The following is a 25606-nucleotide window of genomic DNA, read 5'->3' on the forward strand; positions in this document are numbered from 1 at the left end:
CGCCCCTTGCAGGTTGGCGCCCATCCGTTACCATCGCCGCACGTTTTCGGGCACGCCTATAAAAAAGAGAGGCCAGGATGTACATCTATCGATTGGTCCTGCTCCTGGTAGTCGGGATCTACCTGTTCTCGCCGGCGATCATGGACTGGTGGATCGACGCGACGGGCGCCTGGTATCGGCCCTATCTGCTCTGGCTGATTCTGATCGTCGTGACCTTCATCCTGCAGAGCCAAAAAGATGCCGATGAGCTTTAGCCTGACCCAGATGCTGCTGATCAGCGCCGCGTACCTGCTGGCCCTGTTCGGTGTCGCCTGGATCAGCGAACGGGGCGTGATTCCACGCTCGATCATTCGTCACCCGCTGACCTACACCCTGTCGCTGGGCGTCTATGCCAGCGCCTGGGCGTTCTATGGCACCGTGGGCCTGGCCTACCAGTACGGCTATGGCTTCCTGTCCAGCTACCTGGGAGTCTCCGGCGCCTTTCTGCTGGCGCCGGTGCTGCTGTACCCGATCCTGAAGATCACCAGGACCTACCAGCTGTCATCCCTGGCCGACCTGTTCGCCTTCCGCTTTCGCAGCACCTGGGCCGGGGCGCTGACCACGGTGTTCATGCTGATCGGCGTGCTGCCGCTGCTGGCCCTGCAGATCCAGGCGGTGGCCGACTCCATTGGCATCCTCACCCGCGAACCGGTGCAGCACCGCGTGGCCCTGAGCTTCTGCGCGCTGATCACCCTGTTCACCATCTTCTTCGGCTCGCGCCATATCGCCACCCGGGAGAAACACGAAGGCCTGGTCTTCGCGATTGCCTTCGAATCGGTGATCAAGCTGATCGCCATCGGCGGGGTCGGCCTCTATGCCCTCTACGGGGTCTTCGACGGCCCGCAACAGCTCGAACTGTGGCTGCTACAGAACCAGACCGCCCTCGCCGCCCTGCACACACCGTTGCAGGAAGGCCCGTGGCGCACCCTGCTGCTGGTGTTCTTCGCCTCGGCCATCGTGATGCCGCACATGTATCACATGACCTTTACCGAGAACCTCAACCCGCGCTCGCTGGTCAGCGCCAGCTGGGGACTACCGCTGTTCCTGCTGCTGATGAGCCTGGCGGTGCCGTTGATCCTGTGGGCCGGGCTGAAGCTGGGCGCCACCACCAACCCGGAATACTTCACCCTGGGCATCGGCATCGCCGCCAACAACCAGGCCCTGGCGCTGCTGGCCTATGTCGGCGGGCTTTCGGCCGCCAGCGGGCTGATCATCGTCACCACCCTGGCGTTGTCCGGCATGGCCCTCAACCACCTGGTGCTGCCGCTCTACCAGCCCCCGGCCGAAGGCAATATCTACCGCTGGCTGAAATGGACCCGCCGCGCCCTGATCGTCGCGATCATCATGGCCGGCTACGGCTTCTACCTGTTGCTCGGCGCCGAACAGGACCTGGCCAACCTCGGCATCGTCGCCTTTGTCGCCACCCTGCAATTCCTCCCCGGCGTGCTCTCGGTGCTGTACTGGCCGACCGCCAACCGCCGCGGCTTCATCGCCGGCCTGCTGGCCGGGATCATCGTCTGGATGGTCACCATGATGTTGCCGCTGATCGGCAACCTGCAGGGTTTCTATATTCCCCTGCTGAATATGATCTATGTGCTGGACGATACCAGCTGGCATATGGCGGCCATCGCCTCGCTGGCCGCCAACGTGCTGATGTTCACGCTGATCTCGCTGTTCAGCAATGCCAGCCCGGAAGAGGCCAGTGCCGCCGAAGCCTGCGCGGTAGACAACGTCCGTCGGCCGCAGCGACGCGAACTGCACGCGGCCTCGCCCCAGGAGTTCGCCACGCAACTGGCCAAGCCGCTGGGAGCCAAGGCCGCGCAGAAGGAAGTCGAGCAAGCCCTGCGTGACCTCTACCTGCCTTTCGACGAACGGCGCCCCTATGCCCTGCGCCGCCTGCGCGACCGGATCGAGGCCAACCTGTCGGGCCTGATGGGACCGAGCGTGGCCCAGGACATGGTCGAGACCTTCCTGCCGTACAAGGCCGGCGGTGAAAGCTATGTCACCGAAGACATCCACTTCATCGAGAGCCGCCTCGAGGACTATCACTCGCGCCTGACCGGGCTGGCCGCCGAACTCGATGCCCTGCGCCGCTACCACCGCCAGACCTTGCAGGAACTGCCCATGGGCGTCTGCTCGCTGGCCAAGGACCAGGAGATCCTGATGTGGAACAAGGCCATGGAAGAACTCACCGGCGTTGCCGCGCAACGGGTCGTCGGCTCGCGCCTGGGCACCCTGGGCGAACCGTGGAAAGAATTGTTGCAAGGTTTTATCAACCTGCCGGACGAACACCTGCACAAGCAACACCTGGCCCTCGACGGCCAGACCCGCTGGCTGAACCTGCACAAGGCGGCGATCGACGAACCGCTGGCCCCGGGCAACAGCGGCCTGGTGCTGCTGGTCGAGGACCTGACCGAAACCCAGATGCTCGAAGACAAGCTAGTGCATTCCGAGCGCCTGGCGAGCATCGGCCGCCTGGCCGCCGGGGTCGCCCACGAGATCGGCAACCCGATCACCGGGATCGCCTGCCTGGCGCAGAACCTGCGCGAAGAGCGCGAGGAAGACGGCGAGATCACCGAGATCAGCGGGCAGATCATCGAGCAGACCAAGCGCGTCTCGCGCATCGTCCAGTCGCTGATGAGCTTCGCCCATGCCGGCAGCCACCAGCACAACGACGAACCGGTGTGCCTGGCCGAGGTCGCCCAGGATGCCATTGGTCTGCTGGCCCTGAACCGGCGCAATTTCGAAGTACAGTTCTTCAACCTGTGCGACCCCGAACATTGGGTCGACGGCGATCCGCAGCGCCTGGCGCAAGTGCTGATCAACCTGTTGTCCAACGCCCGTGACGCATCGCCCGCCGGCAGCGCGGTACGGGTCAAGAGCGAAGCCTTCGAACACACGGTCGACCTGATCGTCGAAGACGAAGGCAGCGGCATCCCGAAGAACATCATGGACCGATTGTTCGAACCCTTCTTCACCACCAAGGATCCTGGCGAAGGTACCGGACTGGGCCTTGCACTGGTCTATTCCATCGTTGAAGAGCATTATGGACAAATCACCATCGACAGCCCGGCTGACACCGAAAGCCAACGCGGCACCCGTATCCGGGTGACCTTACCGCGTCATGTCGAAGCGACGTCCGCTGTGAACTGAGACCGTCGAGAGAACCGAATCAATGCCGCACATTTTGATCGTCGAAGACGAAACCATTATCCGCTCTGCCTTGCGTCGCCTGCTGGAGCGCAATCAGTACCAGGTCAGCGAAGCCGGCTCGGTGCAGGAAGCCCAGGAACGCTTCAGCATCCCCTCGTTCGACCTGATCGTCAGCGACCTGCGCCTGCCCGGCGCCCCGGGCACCGAGCTGATCAAGCTCGGCCAGGGCACGCCGGTGCTGATCATGACCAGCTACGCCAGCCTGCGTTCCGCCGTGGACTCGATGAAGATGGGCGCGGTGGACTACATCGCCAAGCCCTTCGACCACGACGAGATGCTCCAGGCCGTGGCCCGCATCCTGCGCGATCGCCAGAGCGGCCAGGGCGCACCCGCGGAGCGGGTCGCCAAGAGCAACAGCGCGGCGGAGAAAGCCGGCGCCGACAACAGCAATGGCGAGATCGGCATCATCGGCACCTGCGCGCCGATGCAGGATCTCTACAGCAAGATCCGCAAGGTCGCGCCCACCGACTCCAACGTGCTGATCCAGGGCGAGTCGGGGACCGGCAAGGAACTGGTGGCCCGCGCTCTGCACAACCTGTCCAGGCGCGCCAAGGCTCCGATGATCTCGGTGAACTGCGCGGCCATTCCGGAAACCCTGATCGAGTCCGAACTGTTCGGCCACGAGAAAGGCGCATTCACCGGCGCCAGCGCCGGTCGTGCCGGCCTGGTGGAAGCCGCGGACGGCGGCACGCTGTTCCTCGACGAAATCGGCGAACTGCCACTGGAAGCCCAGGCACGCCTGCTGCGCGTACTGCAGGAAGGTGAAATCCGCCGGGTCGGCTCGGTCCAGTCGCAGAAAGTCGATGTGCGCCTGATCGCCGCCACCCACCGCGACCTCAAGAGCCTGGCCAAGATCGGCCAGTTTCGTGAGGACCTTTACTACCGCCTGCATGTGATCGCCCTGAAACTGCCGGCCCTGCGCGAGCGTGGCGCCGACGTCAACGAGATCGCCAACGCCTTCCTGGCCCGCCAGAGTGCCCGTGTCGGACGCAACGACCTGAAGTTCGCCCCGGACGCGGAACAAGCCATCCGCCACTATTCGTGGCCGGGCAACGTCCGCGAACTGGAGAATGCGGTGGAACGCGCGGTGATCCTGTGCGAAAGCCCGGAAATCTCGGCCGACCTGCTGGGCATCGACATCGAACTGAACGATCTGGAGGAAGACGACTTCATCGGCCTCGCGCCCCAGCAGAACAACCCCGGTAACACCAGCCACGAGCCGACCGAGGACCTGTCGCTGGAAGACTACTTCCAGCACTTCGTCCTGGAACACCAGGACCACATGACCGAGACCGAGCTGGCACGCAAGCTGGGGGTCAGTCGCAAGTGCCTGTGGGAACGGCGCCAGCGCCTGGGCATCCCGCGGCGCAAGACCGGGGTGGCCAGCGAAAGCTGAAGCCGGATTCAGTTCCCCGGGTAACACCCCGGGATGTGAAAAAACTGTTACCGCAGTTTTTTCGCGTAACAAAAGCCGGGTCTATCGGTAACGAAGATCCGGCTTTTTTATGCCTTCAGAAAATCGGAAAACCCTCGAAGACCCCGGTTTTGCTGGGCCATGCAAAAGTTGGCACGACACCTGCTATATGTCTCGTACAAGAACAATAACAAGCAATGTACAAGACAATAAAAATAAGACGAATCGACTCACGCACAACAAGAACAACAGGGCGGAGGCGCAGCTAACTGATTCTTTTGGAGAGGCGTTGTATTTGGGGCTTGCCCCACGACCAGGCCGAGAACAACAAAAACTACCCTCAAGGTAGAGCCTGAACTGGTTGGATCCGATGGATCATGACAACACAGCGACCAAAGCAATCCGTTTGCTCTTATCTCCCGATTGGGAGGCGTCACGGGCATGAAGACCTGTGACACAGGGCGATCAACAAAAACAAGAAGCCCGCAACCATAATAAAAAAAGAGCACGCAACTACTTCTGGGGGAGCTTCGGCTCCCCTTGTAGTTTCTGCGATTACGCTTTCCGAGGTACGGTTTTCGCCCTCTCAAGGCCCGCCCCATAAGGCCCGGAGCCACTCTTCAGCACTGCCGCCGCAGCTTCCTACACCATCCCTCGACTAAATGCTAGAATCCCCGCCCATCATGCGGTCATTCTTCGTGTTGGCCGAATATTCCTTCAAACAGTGCATCCCATGCTGAAGAAGCTGTTCCAGTCATTCCGTTCTCCCTTGCGTCGAACGCAACATAAACGCAGCACCCCTGAAGTGCTCAACAGCAGCCAGCATTCGCTGCAGAAGGCGCAGTTCAGCCGGTATGCGGTGAACATCGTCGAACGCCTGCAGAACGCCGGCTACCAGGCCTACCTGGTCGGCGGTTGCGTGCGTGACATGTTGCTCAATATCACCCCCAAGGATTTCGACGTCGCCACCAGCGCCACGCCGGAGCAGATCCGCGCCGAATTCCGCAACGCCCGTATCATCGGTCGTCGGTTCAAGCTGGTGCATATCCACTTTGGCCGGGAAATCATCGAAGTCGCGACCTTTCGCGCCAATCACCCGCAGAACGACGAGGAGGAAGACAGCAACCAGTCCTCCCGTAACGAAAGCGGGCGGATCCTGCGCGACAACGTCTACGGCACCCTCGAAGACGATGCCCAGCGCCGCGACTTCACCATCAACGCCCTGTATTACGATCCGGTCAGCGAACGCATCCTCGACTACGCCAATGGTGTACACGACATTCGCAATCGCCTGATCCGCCTGATCGGCGACCCGACCCAGCGTTATCAGGAAGACCCGGTGCGGATGCTGCGCGCCGTGCGTTTTGCCGCCAAGCTGGACTTCGGTATCGAGAAACATACCGTCGCGCCGATCCGCAATCTGGCGCCGATGCTGCGCGAGATTCCCTCGGCCCGGCTGTTCGAGGAAGTGCTCAAGCTGTTCCTCTCGGGGTATGCCGCCGACACCTTCGAGATGCTGGTCGACCTCAACCTGTTCGAACCGCTGTTCCCCGCCAGTTTCGAGGCGCTGGAGCACAACCCGAGCTACACCCATACGCTGATCAGCGAAGCCCTGATCAATACCGACCTGCGCATCAAGCAGAACAAGCCGGTGACGCCGGCCTTCCTGTTTGCCGCCTTGCTGTGGCCGGCCCTGCCGGCGCGGGTATTGCGCCTGCAGGCCCGTGGCATGCCGCCTATTCCGGCGATGCAGGAAGCGGCCCACGAACTGATCAGCGAGCAATGCCAGCGCATTGCGATCCCCAAGCGTTTCACCCTGCCGATCCGCGAAATCTGGGACATGCAGGAGCGCCTGCCACGCCGCAGCGGCAAACGCGCCGACCTGCTGCTGGACAACCCGCGCTTCCGTGCCGGCTATGACTTCCTGCTGCTGCGCGAAACCGCTGGCGAACAGACCGATGGCCTGGGTGACTGGTGGACCGATTATCAGGACGCCAATGATGCCGGCCGTCGCGACATGATCCGCGACCTCAGCGGCAAGGAAGACGCCAGCGGTGCACCGCGCAAGCGTCGTCGCAGCAGCGCCGGCAAGCGCAAGCGTACCGCCGGCTCGGAAGAATAAGTCGATGGAGCGCGTCTATATCGGCCTGGGCAGCAACCTGGCAGACCCCGCGGAGCAACTGCGCAATGCCGTCCGGGCCCTGGCGCAACTGCCGGAAACCGAGCTGGCGGGCGTCTCGGCGTTCTACCAGAGCGATTCGCTGCTACCCGGCCAGCCGCGCTATACCAACGCGGTGGCCGCCCTCGACAGCGGCCTGGCGCCACTGACCCTGCTCGATGCGCTGCAGGCCATCGAAATCGATCAGGGGCGCGAGCGGCATGAACGCTGGGGGCCGCGCACGCTGGACCTGGATATCCTGCTGTTCGGCGACCGGCTGATCGACGAGCCGCGCCTGAAGGTCCCGCATTACCATATGCAGGCCCGCCCTTTCGTGCTGTATCCGCTGGCGGAGCTGGTGCCCGCCGACCTGCGACTGGCCGATGGCCGCACACTGCGCGACCTGCTCGCCGAATGCCCGTTCGTCGGCCTGGAACGCCTGCTCCCGTAACACCGCTTCTGGCGTGGGAGCCGGCTTGCTGGCGACAGCGATCGGTCAGTCACGACGCTGTTGGATGATGCAGCGTCATCGCCAGCAAGCCGGCTCCCACAGGGGTCGCCTGCACGCTTGCCTCGACCGAGGCTTTGCTGAATCGCATCAGTTACACCGGTAACACTCCCGGCGTAACATTGCGGTAACACACCTGATTGACTTCCCCCGTTCTCCTCACGACTATAGGCGTCCCGTTGCCGCCCCTGCGGCGTTGAAGGGCGCAATCCAGGCTTTATAAGCACGACAAAAGAACGTGCGCCTGCATAAATGACGAATCACGCGCGTTACTCGCAGTAATTTGCACGGCGCCTGAAGAGGACTTTTTCATGCCAGACATTACCCTGACCACCTTGCAAAGCCTCAAGCAGAAAGGTGAGAAAATCACCATGCTGACCTGCTATGACGCGACCTTCGCCCACGCTTCCTGCGAAGCCGGCGTCGAAGTGCTGCTGATTGGCGACTCGCTGGGCATGGTTTCCCAAGGGCATGACAGCACACTGCCCGTGACCGTGGCCGACGTCGTGTACCACACCGCCAGCGTCAAGCGCGGCAACCAGGGTGCATTCATCGTCGCCGACCTGCCGTTCATGGCCTATGCCACCGTCGAACAGACCCTGCACAACAGCGCCCTGCTGATGCAGGCCGGCGCCAACATGGTCAAGGTCGAGGGCGCGGCCTGGCTCGCCGAGTCCATTCGCCTGCTGGCCGAACGGGGTGTACCGGTCTGCGCGCACCTGGGCCTTACCCCGCAGTCGGTGAACATCTTCGGTGGCTACAAGGTCCAGGGCCGCGGCGAAGCCCAGGCCCGGCAGATGCGTGCCGACGCCATCGCCCTGGAACAGGCCGGTGTCGCCATGATCCTGCTGGAGTGCGTGCCGAGCGAGCTGGCGGCGGAAATCACACAGGCGGTCAAGGTGCCGGTCATCGGTATCGGGGCCGGTACCGCCACCGACGGTCAGGTCCTGGTGTTGCACGACATGCTCGGGCTGTCCATCAGCGGTCGCGTGCCCAAGTTCGTGAAGAACTTCATGGCCGGCCAGACCAGCATCCAGGGGGCAATCGGCGCCTACGTCAGCGAAGTCAAGGCCGTCACCTTCCCAGGCACCGAACACGGGTTTTCGGCATGAATACAGTCAAGACCGTCCGCGAGCTGCGGGCCGCCGTCGCGCGCGCCCGCAGCGAGGGCAAACGCATCGGCTTCGTACCGACCATGGGCAACCTGCATGCCGGCCACGCCGCCCTGGTGACCAAGGCGGCCCAGCGCGTGGATTTCGTGGTGGCGAGCATCTTCGTCAACCCGCTGCAATTCGGCGCCAACGAAGACCTCGACAAGTACCCGCGCACCCTCGCCGCCGATCAGGAGAAACTGCTCGAGGCCGGCTGCCACCTGCTGTTCGCCCCGACAGTCGAGGAGATGTATCCCGACGGCATGGCCGGGCAGACCCGGGTCAGCGTTCCGCACCTGTCCGAAGGCCTGTGTGGCGCCAGCCGCCCCGGTCACTTCGAGGGCGTGGCGACCGTGGTCAGCAAGCTGTTCAACATGGTCCAGCCCGACCTGGTGGTGTTCGGCCAGAAGGACTACCAGCAACTGGCCGTGATCCGTGCCCTGGTGCATGACCTGAACATGCCGATCCAGGTGATCGGCGAACCGACCGTACGGGCCGCCGACGGCCTGGCGCTGTCGTCGCGCAATGGTTTCCTCAGCGAAACCGAACGGGCCACCGCCCCGGCGCTGTATCGCAGCCTGAGCCAGATCGCCACGGCCATCGAGCAGGGCGAGCGTGACTATCCGAAGCTGCTCGCCGAGCATACCCGGCTGATCGAAAGCGCAGGCTTGCGTGCGGACTACCTGGAAATCCGCCACGCCCTCAGCCTGCGCCCGGCCACCGCGCAGGACCGTGATCTGGTGATCCTGGTCGCCGCGTTCCTCGGCACCACCCGCCTGATCGACAACCTGCACCTGAACCTCGATACACCCGCCTGAGCAGCGATTGCCCGGGCCCCGGGCTTCGGGCAAACTGCCGCCGCCCGGGGCCCGTATCCGCTGTTGTACGCGCCCCCGGTCCAGCTCGCCTGATCAGGCCCGGCTCGGACTGAAAAACGCCTGTCGGACCCGAGAGTGCGAAAAAGTACCGAGAAAAGGTCAGACAAAGCCAAGACAGACGCCTGCGTGAGGTTTACTGTAATCGCGCTGCGTCTCCCAACCGTGCCGACGCAGGTTGCCGGACACTGCCACCGATAAAAGCAGGACGTTCCGGCGTTTCTGGTGTCCAAAAAGCCAAATGTCCAAAAGGCAGTTCTCGTAAAAGGAAATCCGCAGCGATGGCGTACTACCGCACTCCTCACGACGTGACCGCTCTGCCCGCCTGGCAGGCGTTGAACCAACACCGCGAAAACATGCACAACTTCAGCATGCGCGAAGCCTTTAATGCCGATCCGCAGCGCTTCAATCAATTCACCCTCAGCAGCTGCGGGTTGTTCCTCGACTACTCCAAGAACCTGATCACCAACGAGACCCGCAACCTGCTGGTGGGCCTGGCCAATGAAGTCGACCTGCAAGGCGCGATCAAGTCGCTGTTTGCCGGCGAACTGGTCAACGCCTCCGAAGGTCGCCCGGCGCTGCACACCGCGCTGCGCCGTCCGGTGGGCGACAAGCTGTCGGTCAACGGCGTCAATGTGATGCCCGACGTGCACAAAGTCCTCAACCAGATGACCGAGCTGGTCGGGAAAATCCACGACGGCCTGTGGCGTGGCTACACCGAGAAGCCGATCACCGACGTGGTGAACATCGGTATCGGCGGTTCGTTCCTGGGCCCGGAGCTGGTCTCCGAGGCGCTGCTGTCCTACGCCCATAAAGGCGTGCGCTGCCATTACCTGGCGAACATCGATGGCAGCGAGTTCCACGAGCTGTCGGCGAAGATCCGCGCCGAGACCACCCTGTTCATCGTCTCGTCGAAAACCTTCACCACCCTCGAAACCCTGAAGAACGCCCGTGCCGCCCGTGACTGGTACCTGGCCCAGGGCGGTTCCGAGGCGGAGCTCTACAAGCACTTCATCGCGGTATCGAGCAACAACGCCGCCGCTGTGGCCTTCGGCATCCGCGAAGAGAACATCTTCCCGATGTGGGACTGGGTCGGCGGGCGCTACTCGCTGTGGTCGGCCATCGGCCTGCCGATCGCCCTCGCCATCGGCATGTCGAACTTCAAGGAACTGCTGTCCGGTGCCTACACCATGGACCAGCACTTCCAGAACGCGCCTTTCGAACAGAACATGCCGGTACTGCTGGCCCTGCTGGGCGTCTGGTACGGCAACTTCTGGGGCGCGCAGAGCCACGCGATCCTGCCGTACGACCACTACCTGCGCAACATCACCAAGCACCTGCAACAGCTGGACATGGAATCCAACGGCAAGAGCGTGCGCCAGGACGGTACCCCGGTGTCCACCGATACCGGCCCGGTGATCTGGGGCGGCGTCGGCTGCAACGGCCAGCACGCCTATCACCAGTTGCTGCACCAGGGCACCCAGCTGATCCCGGCCGATTTCATCGTGCCGATCGTCAGCTTCAACCCGGTGGCCGACCATCACCAGTGGCTGTACGCCAACTGCCTGTCGCAGAGCCAGGCACTGATGCTCGGCAAGACCCGCGCCGAGGCCGAGGCCGAACTGCGTGAAAAAGGCCTGAGCGAAGCCGACGTGCAGAAGCTGGCGCCGCACAAGGTGATCCCCGGCAACCGTCCGAGCAACACCCTGGTGGTCGAGCGCATCAGCCCTCGTCGTCTCGGCGCCCTGGTGGCGATGTACGAGCACAAGGTCTTCGTGCAGAGCGTGATCTGGGGTATCAACGCGTTCGACCAGTGGGGCGTGGAACTGGGCAAGGAGCTGGGCAAGGGCGTGTACAACCGCCTGGTCGGCAGCGAGGAGTCTTCGGCCGAAGATGCCTCGACCCAGGGCCTGATCAACTACTTCCGCGGTCGTCATCGCGGTTGATAGCCCCCTCCGGCAGGGTCCTGTGTCTGTGCATGGACACAGGACCCGTGGGAGCTGGCTTGCCAGCGATGAGGCCCCTTGGCCTTGTGTCGCTCTGCCGGCCGCCATCGCCGGCAAGTCGGCTCCTACAAGGGCCGTGTTCAGTCAGTGATATCCCGGGTGTAGCTGCCTGGGATATCAGCTGGAACAGGTTCGACCTTTTATCCGCTTGAACCCCGCCACAACAGAGCGCACCCTTAGTCTTGTCGCAGACAAGAACAAGGAACCGCCATGTTCGATATCAGCACATACCCCAAGGCCGAAGCCGTCCGCCAGGCCGCCCAACTGAGCCAGGATGACTACCAGCGGCTCTACCGGGACTCCATCGACCACCCCGACACCTTCTGGGCCGAACAGGCCAAACGCTTTCTCGACTGGTCCAGGCCGTGGGACAAGGTCCAGCAATGGGACCTGCGCACCGGCCAGGCGCAATGGTTCGCCGGCGCCCGACTGAACGTCAGCTACAACTGCATCGACCGCCACCTCGCCGAGCGCGGCGACAACATCGCGCTGATCTGGGAAGGCGACAATCCCGCCGAGTCGGCGCAGATCACCTACCGCAAGCTCCACCACAACGTCTGCCGGCTGGCCAACGTGCTGAAAGAGCGCGGCGTGAAAAAGGGCGACCGGGTCTGCATCTACATGCCGATGATTCCCGAGGCGGCCTACGCGATGCTCGCCTGCACGCGGATCGGCGCCATCCATTCGGTGGTGTTCGGTGGGTTCTCTCCCGATGCCCTGCGCGACCGCATCCTCGATGCCGACTGTCGCACCGTGATCACCGCCGACGAAGGCGTGCGCGGTGGCAAGTACATACCGCTCAAGCAGAATGTCGACAAGGCGCTGCTCAGTTGCCCGGGCGTCAGTACCGTGCTGGTGGTGGAGCGCACCCAGGGTGACGTGCAGTGGGTCGAAGGCCGTGACCTCTGGTACCACCAGGCCCTGCATGGCGCCAGCGATGACTGCCCAGCCGAGCCGATGGACGCCGAGGATCCGCTGTTCATCCTCTACACCTCCGGCAGCACCGGCAAACCCAAGGGCGTGCTGCACACCACCGGCGGCTACCTGCTGCAGGCGGCGATGACCTTCCAGTACGTCTTCGACTACCGCCCGGGCGAAGTCTTCTGGTGCACCGCCGATGTCGGCTGGGTCACCGGCCACAGCTATATCGTCTACGGCCCGTTGGCGAACGGCGCCACCAGCCTGATCTACGAAGGCGTGCCGAACCATCCGGACAGCTCGCGCTTCTGGCAGGTGATCGACAAGCACCAGGTCAATATCTTCTACACCGCGCCGACCGCCCTCCGGGCCCTGATGCGCGAAGGCGCCGCACCACTGCAACAAACCTCCCGCGCAAGCCTGCGCCTGCTCGGCAGCGTCGGCGAACCGATCAACCCGGAAGCCTGGGAATGGTACTTCAATGTGGTCGGCGAGCAGCGCTGCCCCATCGTCGATACCTGGTGGCAGACCGAGACCGGCGGCATCATGCTCACCCCGCTGATCGGCTCCCGCCAGCTCAAGCCGGGCTGCGCCACCCAGCCGATGTTCGGCGTGCAACCAGTGCTGCTGGACGAGCAGGGCCGGGAGATCAGCGGCGCCGGCAGTGGCGTGCTGGCGATCAAGGCCAGCTGGCCGGGACAGATCCGCAGCGTCTACGGCGATCCACAGCGCATGCTCGACACCTACTTCAAGCCCTACCCCGGCTATTACTTCACCGGTGACGGTGCACGCCGCGATGAAGACGGCCATTACTGGATCACCGGGCGGATCGACGACGTGATCAACGTCTCCGGCCACCGCATCGGCACCGCCGAGGTGGAAAGCGCCCTGGTGCTCCACGAGAGCATCGCCGAAGCCGCCGTGGTCGGTTATCCCCACGACCTCAAGGGCCAGGGCATCTACGCCTTTGTCACCCCCATGAATGGCATCGAGCCGAGCGAGGCCCTCAGGAAAGCGCTGCTGGCCCATGTCAGCCAGGAGATCGGCAGCTTCGCCAAGCCGGATCTGATCCAGTGGGCGCCGGCCCTGCCGAAAACCCGCTCGGGGAAAATCATGCGGCGCATCCTGCGCAAGATCGCCTGCAATGAACTGGACAGCCTGGGCGATACCTCGACCCTGGCCGACCCGAGCGTGGTCGAAGGACTGATCGACAAGCGCCTGAATCAATAGCTCGGTGAAATAGCTCAGTGAAATAGCCCGGTGAAATCCCCGGTGGCGGCGAAAGCCGGCTTTCGTCGCCACCCCGGCCGAGCTGCATGGGCCTGATACGCGGAAGGCTGGTAAACTCCCGCGCCACTTCCCACCCCAAGGCGCGCTCCATGTCTTCCTTGAACCAGGCGCTGCGCGCCGCCCTCGACCATCGCCGGGACCTGCTGGCCGAACTGCACGCCCAAGGCACCGACTGCTATCGGCTGTTCCACGGCAGCCAGGAAGGTGCCGGTGGCCTGACCATCGATCGCTACGGCCCGCAACTGATGGTGCAGACCTTCCACCAGACGCTGCAACGCGAAGAGCTGCTGGCCTTGCACGGGGCCATCAACCAGCACCTGCAACTGGATACCCTGCTGGTCTACAACGACCGCTCCCGCGGCAACTCACGGATCGATCGCGAAGATCCGGTCTACCGCGCCGATGAAAGCGCCCTCGTCGACCTGGTCGGTCACGAATGGGGCCTCAACTACCGCGTACGCGGCCGCCACGCCGGGCAGGACCCACTGCTGTTCCTGGACCTGCGCAATGCCCGTGGCTGGGTCAAGCAGCACAGCCAGGGCAAAAGCGTCCTCAACCTGTTTGCCTATACCTGCGGTGTCGGCCTGAGTGCCGCCGCCGGCGGTGCCCGGGAAGTCTGCAACCTCGACTTCGCCGAGGGCAACCTGGCCGTGGGCCGCGAGAACGGCCTGCTCAACCCGAAACTGCCGGCCATGCAATTCGTCCAGTCCGACTATTTTCCGGCCATCCGCCAGCTCGCCGGACTGCCCATCGCCCAGCGCCGCGGCCAGAAGCTGCCGAGCTACCAGCGCCTGGAACAGCGCCAGTACGACCTGGTGCTGCTCGATCCACCCGCCTGGGCCAAGAGCGCCTTCGGCACCGTCGACTTGCTGCGCGACTACCAGAGCCTGCTCAAGCCGGCGCTGCTGGCCACCGCCGAAAATGGCGTGCTGATCTGCTGCAACAACCTGGCAAAAGTCAGCCTGGACGACTGGCGTGAACAAGTCCTGCGGTGCGCGGAAAAAACCGGGCGGCCGGTACGCGATTGGCAGGTACTGGCACCGGCCACCGACTTCCCGTCCCGGGACGGACAACCCCCGCTGAAAACCCTGATCCTCCAGCTGTAGGAAAAACGCCGGAAAACCACGTTCGGCGATGTAAAAAGGGGATTGCTTCGGAACCGTAAACGCGTGCCATACTCCAAGGCACCTCCGACTGAGATAGACGAAGCCTCACATGTCCAAAGGATTGAAACGCGCCCTCGGCGCCTTGCTGACCGTTCTCGCGCTATACACCGTGCTGGGGTTCTTCATCTTGCCGGGCGTGGGCCTGCGTATTGCCAACCAGCAACTGGCGCACTACGCCACGGTGCCCGCCAAGCTCCAGCGCCTGGAGTTCAACCCGTTCAGCCTCGAGCTGACGCTGTGGGGCCTGAATATCGGTGAGCCGGGCAAGGAGCAGGTCGCGTTCGAGCGCCTCTATGTCAATCTGCAGATCGACAGCCTCTGGACCCATGCCCTGCACCTGGCCGAGATCCAGCTGGACAAGCCCAGGACCGAGGTGACCTTCAGCAAGGACGGTACCCTCAACCTTGCCCAGCTGTTCAAGTTGCCGGCCAGCGAACCGACCCCGGCCGATCCGAACGCCAAGCCGTTCCCGCTGCGCATCGACCAGATCGAACTGGCCGGCGGCTACCTGCACTTCCAGGACCTGCGTCCGAGCGAACCCATCGAGTTCCTCTACGACAAGATGGACCTGCAGCTGAAAAACCTCAGCACCCTGCCCGACGACAACGCCGACATGACCCTGGTGGCCGCCGGTCCCGAAGGCGGGCGCATCGACTGGAAAGGCAATTTCAGCCTGGTGCCGATCGCCTCCGAGGGTTCGCTGAAAGTCACCGACGGCAAGATGAAGGTCTGGTGGCCCTATGTCCGGGATGCCGTGCCGCTCGATCTGGAAGACGGCGTCGTCAATCTCAGCACCGATTACAAGCTCAGCCTCGCCAAGGAAACCGAGATGCTGCTGAGCAATACGTCCCTCAGCGTCGCGCCGTTTGCCATCAAGGCCCCCGATGGCCGGCCCCTGGTACGCCTGGAGCGGCTGGACGTCAGCGAGACCAGCGTCGACCTCGCCAAGCAGCAGGTGGTCGTCGGCAAGATCCGCAGCAACAACCTGGAAACCTGGGCCGCCCGCGAAGCGGATGGTCAACTGGACTGGCAGAAGCTGTTCGCCAGCCAGCCGGCCAAACCCGCGGTGAAGGAACCGGCCCCGGCCACCGCCGATACCCCCGCTCCCGCGCCCGCGGCACCGAGCAAACCCTGGCAGGTGCTGCTCAAGGACGTGCAACTGCGTGACTACCGCGTACACCTCGCCGACCGCGCGAACAAGACACCGGTCGCCCTCGATCTCGGCCCGCTGAACCTCGATCTGCAGAATTTCGACAGCCTCAACCAGTCGCCCTTCACCCTCAAGCTCGATACCGGGCTGGGCAAGCAGGGCAAGGTCCTCGCCAGCGGCGAAGTCAACCTGAGCCCGATCAGCGCCAGACTGAAGGTCAAGACCCAGGACATCGACCTGCGGGTCGCCCAGGCTTACGTCGAACCCTTTATCCGCCTGGAAGTTCGCAGCGGCATGCTCGGCAGCGACCTCGACGTCAACCTCAAGAACGTCGATCCACTGGCCTTCAGCGTGACCGGACGGGCCCAGGTCGATCAGTTGCACACCCTCGATACCCTCAAGACCCGGGACTTCGTGAAATGGCAGAAACTGGTGGTCGACGGCCTGAACTACCAGCACGGCGACAGCCTGTCGATCGACAAGGTCAGCCTGTTCCAGCCCTATGCGCGCTTCATGATCAACGACGACCGCACCACCAACGTCGATGACCTGCTGATCCCACAACCGGCCGGCGGCGCCGGCAAGTCCACGGCCAAGGCGGCCCCGTCGAACAGCAAGCCGCTGGGCATCCATGTCGGCGGCATCGCCATCAACGACGGGTCGGCCAATTTCGCCGACTTCAGCCTGACCCCCAACTTCGCCACGGCCATCCAGCAGCTCAACGGCCAGATCGGCACCATCGACAGTCGCCAGGCCAAGCCGGCCGATGTCGATATCAAGGGCAAGGTCGATCGTTATGCGCCAGTGACCATCAAGGGCGCGCTGAACCCCTTCGACCCGATGGCCAGCCTGGATATCGCCACCAGCTTCAAGCGCGTCGAACTGACCACCCTGACACCGTACTCCGGCAAGTTCGCCGGCTACCGCATCCGCAAGGGCCGGCTCAACCTCGACCTGCACTACCTGATCACCAAGGGCCAGTTGAAGGCCGAGAACAAGCTGGTGGTCGAGCAGTTGCAACTGGGCGAGAAAGTCGACAGCCCGGATGCGGTCGACCTGCCGATCAAGCTGGCGATCGCCCTGCTCAAGGACTCCGATGGCAAGATCTCCATCGAACTGCCGGTTTCCGGCGACCTGAACAATCCGCAGTTCAGCGTGATGCCGATTGTCTGGCAGACCCTGCGCAACCTGATCGTGCGAGCGGCCACGGCGCCCTTCAAGTTCATTGGCGGGCTGATCGCCGGCGGCGATTCCCAGGACCTCAGCAACGTCGCCTTCGCCCCGGGCTCCAGCGACCTGAGCAAGGACGCCGAATCCTCCCTGACCAAGCTGGCGGCGGCCTTGAAGGAACGCCCCAACCTGCGCCTGGAGATCGAAGGCACCAGCGCCCAGACCAGCGACGGCCCCCTCATCGCCCAGCAACGCCTGGATCGCGAATATCAGGCCACCTACTACAAGATGCTCCAGCGCCGTGGCGACAAGGTTCCGGCCCAGGCCTCGCTGCTGCAGGTGCCGGAAGATGAGAAGGCGCCGATGCTGGAGGGCATCTACCGCACCCTGCTCAAGCAGCAGCCACCGGCCGAATGGGCCCAGTTGAGCCGCGACGAGCGCACCGCCAGGCTGCGTGACGGCGTGATCAAGAACTGGAGCGGCAACGCCGTGCTACTGCGCAAGCTGGGCCAGGACCGCGCCAGCAGCATCAAGGATTTCCTGGTGGACAAGGGCCAGCTGGAAGACGATCGTGTGTACTTCATCGACGCCAGCCTCGGCCAGGCCGAGAGCGATGGCCGCGTCGTCACCCCCCTGCACCTGGATAGCGAGTAACCATGCTAAAACGCGTCATGTTCAGCTTGGCGGCCCTGCTGGTCGCCAGTCAGGCCCAGGCCACCACCCTGCGCTGCGAGAAAGGCCTGATCAGCTACGGCGACAGCACCTTTGATGTGGTCAGCAAGTGTGGCCAGCCGGTTGCGGTGATCGACCGGGGCTATACGGAAGTGCGCCACGGCAATCGGGTGGACGGGGTCAAGGTCGAGGAGTGGATCTACACGCCCAGCGGCGGCATGAAGCAGTCGCTGCGCTTTCAGGGCGGGCAGCTGACCGATATCCAGAGCACCCGCAACAACTGATCTTCCGCCCCGCTTTTCCCGCCGCACAATAGAACAGGCCCCGATGCAAAGCATCGGGGCCTGTAATGGTCACATCCTTGTGACCGGTCGCATGAACCTCTGGGCTCAACGGATGTACGACTGGCTCAGCCGTTGTTCCCTCGTGCCGGTTCCGGCGTCATCCAAAGGCGTTATTCGGTTTTCAGGGCTTCAGCTGTTACGTTCTTGACCCCTTTGATGTTCTTGGCAATATGCACTGCGGTTTCCTTCTGTGCCGCGGTCACGTGCTTCTCCGAGGACAGGGAAACCACGCCGTTGGCGGTTTCAACCTTGATGTCGGAGCCCGGAATGCCTTTCTCGGTGAGCAGATCGGCTTTGACTTTGGTGGTGATCCAGGTATCGGAAGTCTCTTGCTTGGCCTTGGTAACTTCACCGGCGGCGATCACCATTGGCTTGGAGGCCTGGGTCTGCTCGGCTGCAAAGGCAGCGTTGGCCAGAGTCAGGGTCAGGGCGGTGGCAGCTGCAGTAGCGATAGCGAACTTTTTCATACGAGTAACTCCTGTTCTTCTGGAAAGTCTGCGCCGTGTCCTGGCAGCAGGGTTACCTATAGAGTTGCAGTCGCTGTGCCAACCCATGACCTCAAGTAAAACCCTTTAAATTCAATTAGTTATAAATATTCAGCAAAAACGGAATCGTGCAGATTGCATGACCGGTGCTCTTGCCTGCATGCAAGTTGCAGCGTTTATCTGCCAGCAAGCCGCTGAAATACCGGCATTTTTCGTCGCCCATAAAAAAAGGACCCCGCAGGGTCCTTTTTTCAGCTGGAAGCGCTGGGCTGATTAAACGCCCGACGCCTTGGCTGCAGCAACGTCCTTGATGGACAGCTTGATACGGCCGCGGTTGTCCACGTCCAGTACCAGGACTTCAACTTCCTGGCCTTCCTTCAGGATGTCGGTCACTTTCTCTACGCGAGCGTCGCTCAGCATGGAGATGTGCACCAGACCGTCCTTGCCCGGCAGGATGTTGACGAACGCACCGAAGTCGACGATACGCTCGACCTTACCGACGTAGATCTTGCCGATCTCGGCCTCGGCGGTGATGCTCAGGACGCGCTGGCGCGCAGCCTCGGCCGCTTCCTTGGTTTCGCCGAAGATCTTGATCGAACCGTCGTCTTCGATATCGATCGAAGCCTTGGTTTCCTCGCAGATCGCACGGATGGTCGCGCCGCCTTTACCGATGACGTCACGGATCTTGTCGGTGTCGATTTTCATCGCGATCATGGTCGGTGCGTTTTCCGACAGCTCGGTACGCGACTGGCCAATGATCTGGTTCATCTGGCCGAGGATGTTCAGGCGCGCTTCCAGGGCTTGGCCCAGGGCGATTTCCATGATCTCTTCGGTGATGCCCTTGATCTTGATGTCCATCTGCAGCGCGGTGACGCCCTTGGCGGTACCGGCTACCTTGAAGTCCATGTCGCCCAGGTGGTCTTCGTCACCCAGGATGTCGGTCAGGACGGCGAATTTCTCGCCCTCTTTGACCAGGCCCATGGCGATACCGGCAACTGGTGCCTTCATCGGCACACCGGCGTCCATCAGGGCCAGGGAAGCGCCACAGACCGAGGCCATGGAGCTCGAACCGTTGGATTCGGTGATTTCCGATACCACGCGGATGGTGTACGGGAACTCGGCGGCATCCGGCAGCATGGCCTGGACCGAACGACGGGCCAGACGACCGTGACCGATTTCACGACGACCTGCACCGCCCATGCGACCACACTCGCCCACCGAGAACGGAGGGAAGTTGTAGTGCAGCATGAAGGGGTCTTTTTTCTCGCCTTCCAGGGTATCCAGCAGCTGTGCATCACGGGCGGTGCCCAGTGTAGCGACAACCAGGGCCTGGGTTTCACCGCGGGTGAACAGGGCCGAACCGTGGGTCTTCGGCAGAACACCGACTTCGATGTTCAGAGGACGTACGGTGCGGGTGTCACGACCATCGATACGTGGCTTGCCGTTGACGATGTTTTCGCGAACGGTGCGGTATTCGATTTCACCGAAGGCGGCCTTGACGTCGCTCGCGGAAGGCTGGCCTTCTTCGCCCGACAGCTTGGCAACCACCTGGTCTTTCAGCTCGCCCAGGCGAGCGTAGCGGTCGGCCTTGACGGTGATGGTGTAGGCCTGGGAGATCGCTTCACCGAACTCGGCGCGGATAGCGCCCAGCAGTGCGGTGGCTTCAGGGGCGGCAGCCCAGGTCCAGGTTGGCTTGGCGGCTTCGGCGGCCAGCTCTTTCACGGCCTGGATAACGGCCTGGAATTCGTCGTGGGCGAACAGTACGGCGCCCAGCATCTGGTCTTCGGTCAGCTCCTTGGCTTCCGATTCAACCATCAGCACGGCTTCCGAAGTACCGGCCACGACCATGTCCAGGCTCGAGGCTTTCAGTTGTTCGTAAGTCGGGTTCAGCAGGTAGCCGGTGCTTTCGTGGAAGGCTACGCGAGCGGCGCCGATCGGGCCGTCGAAAGGAATACCGGAGATGGCCAGGGCCGCCGAGGTACCGATCATCGCGGCGATGTCCGGATCGGTCTTCTTGCTGGTGGAGACGACGGTGCAGACAACCTGCACTTCGTTCATGAAACCTTCAGGGAACAGCGGGCGGATCGGACGGTCGATCAGGCGCGAAGTCAGGGTTTCTTTTTCGGAAGGACGGCCTTCACGCTTGAAGAAGCCGCCAGGGATCTTGCCGGCAGCGTAGGTCTTTTCCTGGTAGTGCACGGACAGAGGGAAGAAGCCCTTGCCCGGATCCGCTTGCTTGGCACCGACAACGGTCACCAATACGCTGACGTCGTCGTCAACGGTGACCAGCACTGCGCCGGAGGCCTGACGGGCGATACGGCCAGTCTCGAGGGTAACGGTCGACTGACCGAACTGGAATTTTTTGATTACCGGGTTCACGGTGTCCTACCTTCTTTTGTGGCTCTTGGGGAACTTGTCTTCTTGCGAAATTCTTGGGCAACGCCGGGAATCGGCCCGACTGTCATTGTCCGGGTGCAGTCTTCAGATGCGGTCTTCGGGTAAAGCAGGTGTTCAGATAAAACTAGAGGCTGGGAGCTTGCCATGTGCTCGCGGAAACCCGCTGACACACAGCAAACAACCAACCTCATAGCGCAATCGCTGATTAGCGACGCAGACCCAGGCGACCGATCAGAGCGCTGTAACGGCTCACGTCCTTGCCTTTCAGGTAGTCCAGCAGCTTACGACGCTGGTTAACCATGCGGATCAGACCACGACGGGAGTGGTGATCTTTACCGTTGGCCTTGAAGTGACCTTGCAGTTTGTTGATGTTGGCGGTCAGCAGTGCAACCTGCACTTCTGGCGAACCAGTATCACCAACAGCTTGCTGGTAGTCGGTAACGATTTGAGCTTTTTCTTCAACGCTGAGAGCCATGAGGCAATCCTTTTATCAGGAAACCGTTTCAGGAAAACAGTTTCAACAGGCCAGGGACAAATCCCTGTATCTATAAATGAGTAGTGACCGTGCCTGTTGACAGCCACCCTCGCCAGCCCGCTATGACACGGGCTGGTTCCGGTCATTCTGACCGAATCAGTCGACGCGGCGCGATCCGCCCGTCTTCGCTCACTTCACCGATACCGATAAAGCGACCGTTGTGATCCTGCACCCGTACCATGCCGAACTTCGGCGCGTCCGGGGCACGTACCGGCTGGCCGTTGAGCCAGTAGAACGCACTGTGTTCCGAGAACTGCAGCAGCGGCCAGTCCAGCAGGCCACTGTCGGATGGCATCAGGAAGCGGTCGACCGCCTCGTTGCCACCTTCGGCATGCACTGCTTCCAGCTCTTCGAGCGTGACCGTCTGCGCCAGGGTGAAAGGTCCGGCCTGGGTCCGTCGCAGTTCAGCAACGTATGCGCCACAGCCAAGCTTCTCACCGATGTCCTCAACCAGGGTACGAATATAGGTCCCCTTGCTGCAGTCCACCGCCAGTCGGGCAGTATCGCCTTCGCTGGCCAGCAATTCCAAGCGCGCAATAGTAACAGAACGCGGTTCGCGCTCCACTACTTCCCCCGCACGGGCCAACTTGTAAAGCGGCTGTCCGTCACGCTTGAGTGCCGAGTACATCGGCGGTATCTGACTGATTTTCCCACGAAAATCCGGCAGGACCGCTTCGATATCGGCACGACCAACGGTCACCGGGCGCGTCTGCAAAACCTCGCCTTCGGCGTCCGCGGTGGTGGTGGTCTTGCCCAGTTGCATCAGGGTTTCGTAACCCTTGTCGGAATCGAGCAGGTATTGCGAGAACTTGGTCGCCTCGCCGAAGCACAACGGCAGCACGCCGGTGGCCAACGGGTCGAGGCTGCCGGTGTGACCGGCCTTCTCGGCGTTGAGCAACCAGCGAACCTTCTGCAGTGCCGCATTGGAGGTAAATCCCAGCGGCTTGTCGAGCAGGATGATGCCACTGACGTTACGACGGATACGTTTGACCTGAGCCACCGCTTACTCCCGGCCGTCTGCTGGAAGGTTGCCTTCTGGCGTCGCGTCGCCGACATGCTGGCTGTCTTCGGCCACGGCACGCTCGATCAACGCCGACAGGTGCGCACCCCGCACGACGCTTTCGTCGTAGTGGAAGTGCAACTGCGGCACGCTGCGCAGCTTCATCTCGCGGGCCAGCTGCATGCGCAGGAAGCCTGCCGCCGAGTTGAGCACCTTGATGCTCTGGGCGATATCGTCCGGGTTGTCCTGGCCCATCACGGTGATGAAGATCTTCGCGTGGCCGACGTCACGGCTGACGTCGACAGCGGTGATGGTGACCAGGCCGACGCGCGGGTCCTTGACTTCACGACGGATCAGCTGTGCCAGCTCACGCTGCATCTGATCGCCGATACGTTGGGTACGGCTGTATTCTTTTGCCATGTCTTGTTACCTGTTACTGCCCCACGGTGAAACCCGTGTGGTCTGAAAGCGGCAAACGCCCGGCCTGGCAGAAGCCGGACCGGGCGTTGCGTTTAGAGTCCGGCTGACGACCCGCGCAGCGAACTGCGGCGGGCCATCATGGCTCTTGAAGTGTGCGAGTCAGAGGCTGCGAGCAACCTGAACCTTCTCGAAGACTTCGATCTTGTCACCGACCTTGACGTCGTTGTAGCTCTTCACGCCGATACCGCACTCCATGCCGGCACGCACTTCGGAAGCGTCATCCTTGAAGCGGCGCAGGGATTCCAGCTCGCCTTCGAAGATCACGATGTCTTCACGCAGTACGCGGATCGGACGGTTACGGTGCACGGTACCTTCGATCACCATGCAGCCGGCGATCGCGCCGAATTTCGGCGAGCGGAACACGTCGCGGACTTCGGCCACGCCCAGGATGTTCTCCCGGACGTCGCTGCCCAGCATACCGGTCAACGCTTTCTTGACGTCTTCGATGATGTCGTAGATCACGTTGTAGTAACGCATGTCCAGGCCTTCCTGCTCGACGATCTTCCGTGCGCCAGCATCGGCACGCACGTTGAAGCCGAACAGTACAGCGTTGGAGGCCAGTGCCAGGTTGGCGTCGGACTCGGTGATACCACCGACACCGCCACCGACGACGCGCACTTGCACTTCATCGTTACCCAAGCCGTTGAGCGCACCTTGCAGTGCTTCCAACGAACCACGGACGTCGGATTTGAGGACGATGTTGAGCGTCTTCTTCTCTTCCTGGCCCATGTTCTCGAAGATGTTTTCCAGCTTGCCGGCATGGGCGCGAGCCAGTTTGACTTCGCGGAACTTGCCTTGACGGAACAGAGCCACTTCACGGGCTTTCTTCTCGTCGGCCACCACGCTCATCTCGTCGCCAGCGTCCGGGGTACCGTCCAGGCCGAGGATCTCGACCGGAATGGAAGGACCGGCTTCCTTGATCGGCTTGCCGTTCTCGTCGAGCATGGCACGTACACGGCCATAGTTCGAACCGACCAGGACCATGTCGCCCTGGCGCAGGGTACCGTCTTGAACCAGCACGGTGGCCACCGGGCCACGGCCCTTGTCCAGACGCGATTCAACCACGACGCCACGACCAGGAGCCGAAGGCGTTGCCTTGAGTTCCAGGACTTCGGCTTGCAGCAGAACGGCTTCGAGCAGTTCGTCGACGCCAGTACCGACTTTCGCCGAAACCGGAACGAACGGCGTATCACCGCCCCACTCTTCCGAGGTCACGCCATGAACCGACAGTTCGCTACGGATGCGATCGAGGTCGGCACCCGGCTTGTCGATCTTGTTCACCGCGACCACCAGTGGAACACCGGCCGCGACTGCGTGCTGGACGGCTTCGATGGTCTGCGGCATCACGCCGTCGTCCGCCGCAACCACCAGGATCACGATGTCGGTCGCCTTGGCACCACGGGCACGCATGGCGGTAAACGCCGCGTGACCCGGGGTGTCGAGGAAGGTGACCATGCCGCGTTCGGTTTCAACGTGGTACGCACCGATGTGCTGGGTGATGCCGCCGGCTTCGCCAGCCGCTACCTTGGCACGACGGATATAGTCGAGCAGGGAAGTCTTGCCGTGGTCGACGTGGCCCATGACGGTCACGACCGGTGCACGGGAGAACGCCTCGCCTTCGAACTTCAGCGACTCGGCCAGGGAATCTTCCAGGGCGGTGTCGCTGACCAGGGTCACCTTGTGGCCCAGTTCTTCAGCAACCAGCTGGGCAGTTTCCTGGTCCAGTACCTGGTTGATGGTGGCCGGGGTACCCAGCTTGAACATGAACTTGATGATTTCAGCAGCCTTGACCGACATCTGCTGGGCGAGATCACCGACAGTGATGGTCTCGCCGATCTTCACTTCACGCACGATAGGGCCGGTTGGGCTCTGGAAACCGTGGGCGTTGCGTTTCTTCAGCTTGGCCTTGCCGCGACCGCCACGACGGAAACCGTCGCTCTCTTCGTCGGTAGTGCGCGGAGCCACGCGTGGCGCCGGAGCCTTTTCCTTGACCGAAGCGCGATGCGGAGCATTCTTGCGCTCGCCATCGCCACTGCCGCTACGACGATTGCTATCGTCGGCGCGAGGCTTGTCCGGACGGCGTGGTTCTTCACGCTTGCGGGTATCGGCAACCGGTGCAGGAGCGGCAACCGGGGCCTCACGCACAGGTTCGGCAGCCACGACCGGAGCGGCAACCGCTTCAACCGAAGGTGCGGCAACCGGAGCAGCAGCAGGCTGGTGACGCGCTTCTTCTTCGGCGCGACGCTTGGCTTCTTCTTCAGCCTTCTGGCGGGCCGCATTTTCTACGGCACGACGTTCTTCCAGCTCGCGCTTGCGCTCGGCTTCGATTTCTTCAGGGCTGCGTTGCACGAAGACTTTCTTCTTGCGTACTTCAACGCTGATGCTCTTGCTACCCGCGACACGCAGGGTGCTGGTGGTTTTGCGCTGCAGAGTGATCTTGCGCGGTTCTTCCACTTTCGCCTTGTGGCTGCTCTTCAAGTGAGTCAGCAAAGACTGCTTCTCACTATCGCTCACACCTTCATCGGCGGCGGTGTGCGGCAGACCTGCCTCACGCATCTGCTGCAACAGGCGCTCTACCGGTGTTTTGACCTCATCGGCCAGTTGTTTCACCGTGACTTGCGTCATGCACTTCTCT

18 protein-coding genes are annotated in these 25606 nt (G+C 62.5%); 12 read left to right on the forward strand and 6 right to left on the reverse strand.

All coding sequences use genetic code 11. The features are described from left to right. Positions 1 to 77: 77 nt before the first annotated feature. The 12 genes from HX881_RS18615 to HX881_RS18670 all read left to right on the forward strand — a co-directional run bounded on the left by HX881_RS18615 (position 78) and on the right by HX881_RS18670 (position 18014). Complete coding sequence (locus HX881_RS18615; RefSeq protein ID WP_003176118.1) at positions 78 to 254, forward strand: hypothetical protein; 177 nt, start codon at positions 78 to 80, stop codon at positions 252 to 254. After that, positions 238 to 3192 carry a sensor histidine kinase gene (locus tag HX881_RS18620; RefSeq protein ID WP_167331640.1) on the forward strand — a complete coding sequence of 985 codons (2955 nt, stop codon included), beginning with the start codon at positions 238 to 240 and terminating at the stop codon, positions 3190 to 3192. The genes HX881_RS18615 and HX881_RS18620 overlap by 17 nt, the downstream gene beginning before the upstream one ends. 22 nt (positions 3193 to 3214) lie before the next feature. Next, a complete protein-coding gene (locus HX881_RS18625; protein WP_177085906.1) occupies positions 3215 to 4648 on the forward strand; it encodes a sigma-54-dependent transcriptional regulator in 1434 nt (477 codons plus the stop codon). A 751-nt stretch (positions 4649 to 5399) separates the two neighbouring features. Beyond that, complete coding sequence (locus HX881_RS18630) at positions 5400 to 6788, forward strand: polynucleotide adenylyltransferase PcnB (RefSeq protein WP_017126832.1); 1389 nt, start codon at positions 5400 to 5402, stop codon at positions 6786 to 6788. Positions 6789 to 6792: 4 nt separating this feature from the next. Further along, complete coding sequence (gene folK / locus HX881_RS18635; RefSeq protein ID WP_017126831.1) at positions 6793 to 7275, forward strand: 2-amino-4-hydroxy-6-hydroxymethyldihydropteridine diphosphokinase; 483 nt, start codon at positions 6793 to 6795, stop codon at positions 7273 to 7275. A 368-nt stretch (positions 7276 to 7643) separates the two neighbouring features. Continuing rightward, a complete protein-coding gene (gene panB / locus HX881_RS18640; protein WP_017126830.1) occupies positions 7644 to 8444 on the forward strand; it encodes a 3-methyl-2-oxobutanoate hydroxymethyltransferase in 801 nt (266 codons plus the stop codon). After that, positions 8441 to 9301, forward strand: coding sequence for a pantoate--beta-alanine ligase (gene panC, locus HX881_RS18645; RefSeq protein ID WP_017126829.1), 861 nt, complete (start codon positions 8441 to 8443; stop codon positions 9299 to 9301). The genes panB and panC overlap by 4 nt, the downstream gene beginning before the upstream one ends. Before the next feature lie 338 nt (positions 9302 to 9639). Further along, positions 9640 to 11304, forward strand: a complete 1665-nt coding sequence (gene pgi, locus HX881_RS18650; RefSeq protein WP_017126828.1) for a glucose-6-phosphate isomerase — start codon at positions 9640 to 9642, stop codon at positions 11302 to 11304. A 270-nt stretch (positions 11305 to 11574) separates the two neighbouring features. Next, positions 11575 to 13512 carry an acetate--CoA ligase gene (gene acs / locus HX881_RS18655; protein WP_177085908.1) on the forward strand — a complete coding sequence of 646 codons (1938 nt, stop codon included), beginning with the start codon at positions 11575 to 11577 and terminating at the stop codon, positions 13510 to 13512. Positions 13513 to 13661: 149 nt separating this feature from the next. Beyond that, positions 13662 to 14678, forward strand: a complete 1017-nt coding sequence (locus HX881_RS18660; RefSeq protein WP_177085910.1) for a class I SAM-dependent rRNA methyltransferase — start codon at positions 13662 to 13664, stop codon at positions 14676 to 14678. A gap of 109 nt (positions 14679 to 14787) precedes the next feature. Continuing rightward, on the forward strand, positions 14788 to 17712 hold the full coding sequence (locus HX881_RS18665) for a DUF748 domain-containing protein (RefSeq protein WP_177085912.1): 2925 nt from the start codon (positions 14788 to 14790) through the stop codon (positions 17710 to 17712). Between the two features lie 2 nt (positions 17713 to 17714). Then, positions 17715 to 18014, forward strand: a complete 300-nt coding sequence (locus tag HX881_RS18670; protein ID WP_042935550.1) for a DUF2845 domain-containing protein — start codon at positions 17715 to 17717, stop codon at positions 18012 to 18014. Positions 18015 to 18184: 170 nt separating this feature from the next. Here the strand turns inward: HX881_RS18670 and HX881_RS18675 are convergent, their stop codons facing one another. The 6 genes from HX881_RS18675 to infB form a co-directional block, all read right to left on the reverse strand. Beyond that, the gene (locus HX881_RS18675; RefSeq protein WP_017126823.1) at positions 18185 to 18541 is read right to left on the reverse strand and encodes a BON domain-containing protein; all 357 of its coding nucleotides are present in this window, start codon (positions 18539 to 18541) and stop codon (positions 18185 to 18187) included. Between the two features lie 291 nt (positions 18542 to 18832). Further along, positions 18833 to 20938 (reverse strand): polyribonucleotide nucleotidyltransferase, encoded by a 2106-nt coding sequence (gene pnp / locus HX881_RS18680; protein WP_017126822.1) that lies wholly within the window; start codon positions 20936 to 20938, stop codon positions 18833 to 18835. A gap of 223 nt (positions 20939 to 21161) precedes the next feature. Beyond that, positions 21162 to 21431 carry a 30S ribosomal protein S15 gene (rpsO, locus tag HX881_RS18685; protein ID WP_002555121.1) on the reverse strand — a complete coding sequence of 90 codons (270 nt, stop codon included), beginning with the start codon at positions 21429 to 21431 and terminating at the stop codon, positions 21162 to 21164. A gap of 142 nt (positions 21432 to 21573) precedes the next feature. Then, positions 21574 to 22491, reverse strand: a complete 918-nt coding sequence (gene truB / locus HX881_RS18690; RefSeq protein WP_017126821.1) for a tRNA pseudouridine(55) synthase TruB — start codon at positions 22489 to 22491, stop codon at positions 21574 to 21576. A gap of 3 nt (positions 22492 to 22494) precedes the next feature. Next, positions 22495 to 22911 carry a 30S ribosome-binding factor RbfA gene (gene rbfA / locus HX881_RS18695; protein WP_017126820.1) on the reverse strand — a complete coding sequence of 139 codons (417 nt, stop codon included), beginning with the start codon at positions 22909 to 22911 and terminating at the stop codon, positions 22495 to 22497. A gap of 159 nt (positions 22912 to 23070) precedes the next feature. Beyond that, positions 23071 to 25596, reverse strand: coding sequence for a translation initiation factor IF-2 (infB, locus tag HX881_RS18700; protein WP_017126819.1), 2526 nt, complete (start codon positions 25594 to 25596; stop codon positions 23071 to 23073). Between the last annotated feature and the right edge of the window lie 10 nt (positions 25597 to 25606).

The sequence above is a fragment of the Pseudomonas gingeri genome (assembly GCF_013386115.1).
GTDB lineage: Bacteria > Pseudomonadota > Gammaproteobacteria > Pseudomonadales > Pseudomonadaceae > Aquipseudomonas > Aquipseudomonas gingeri.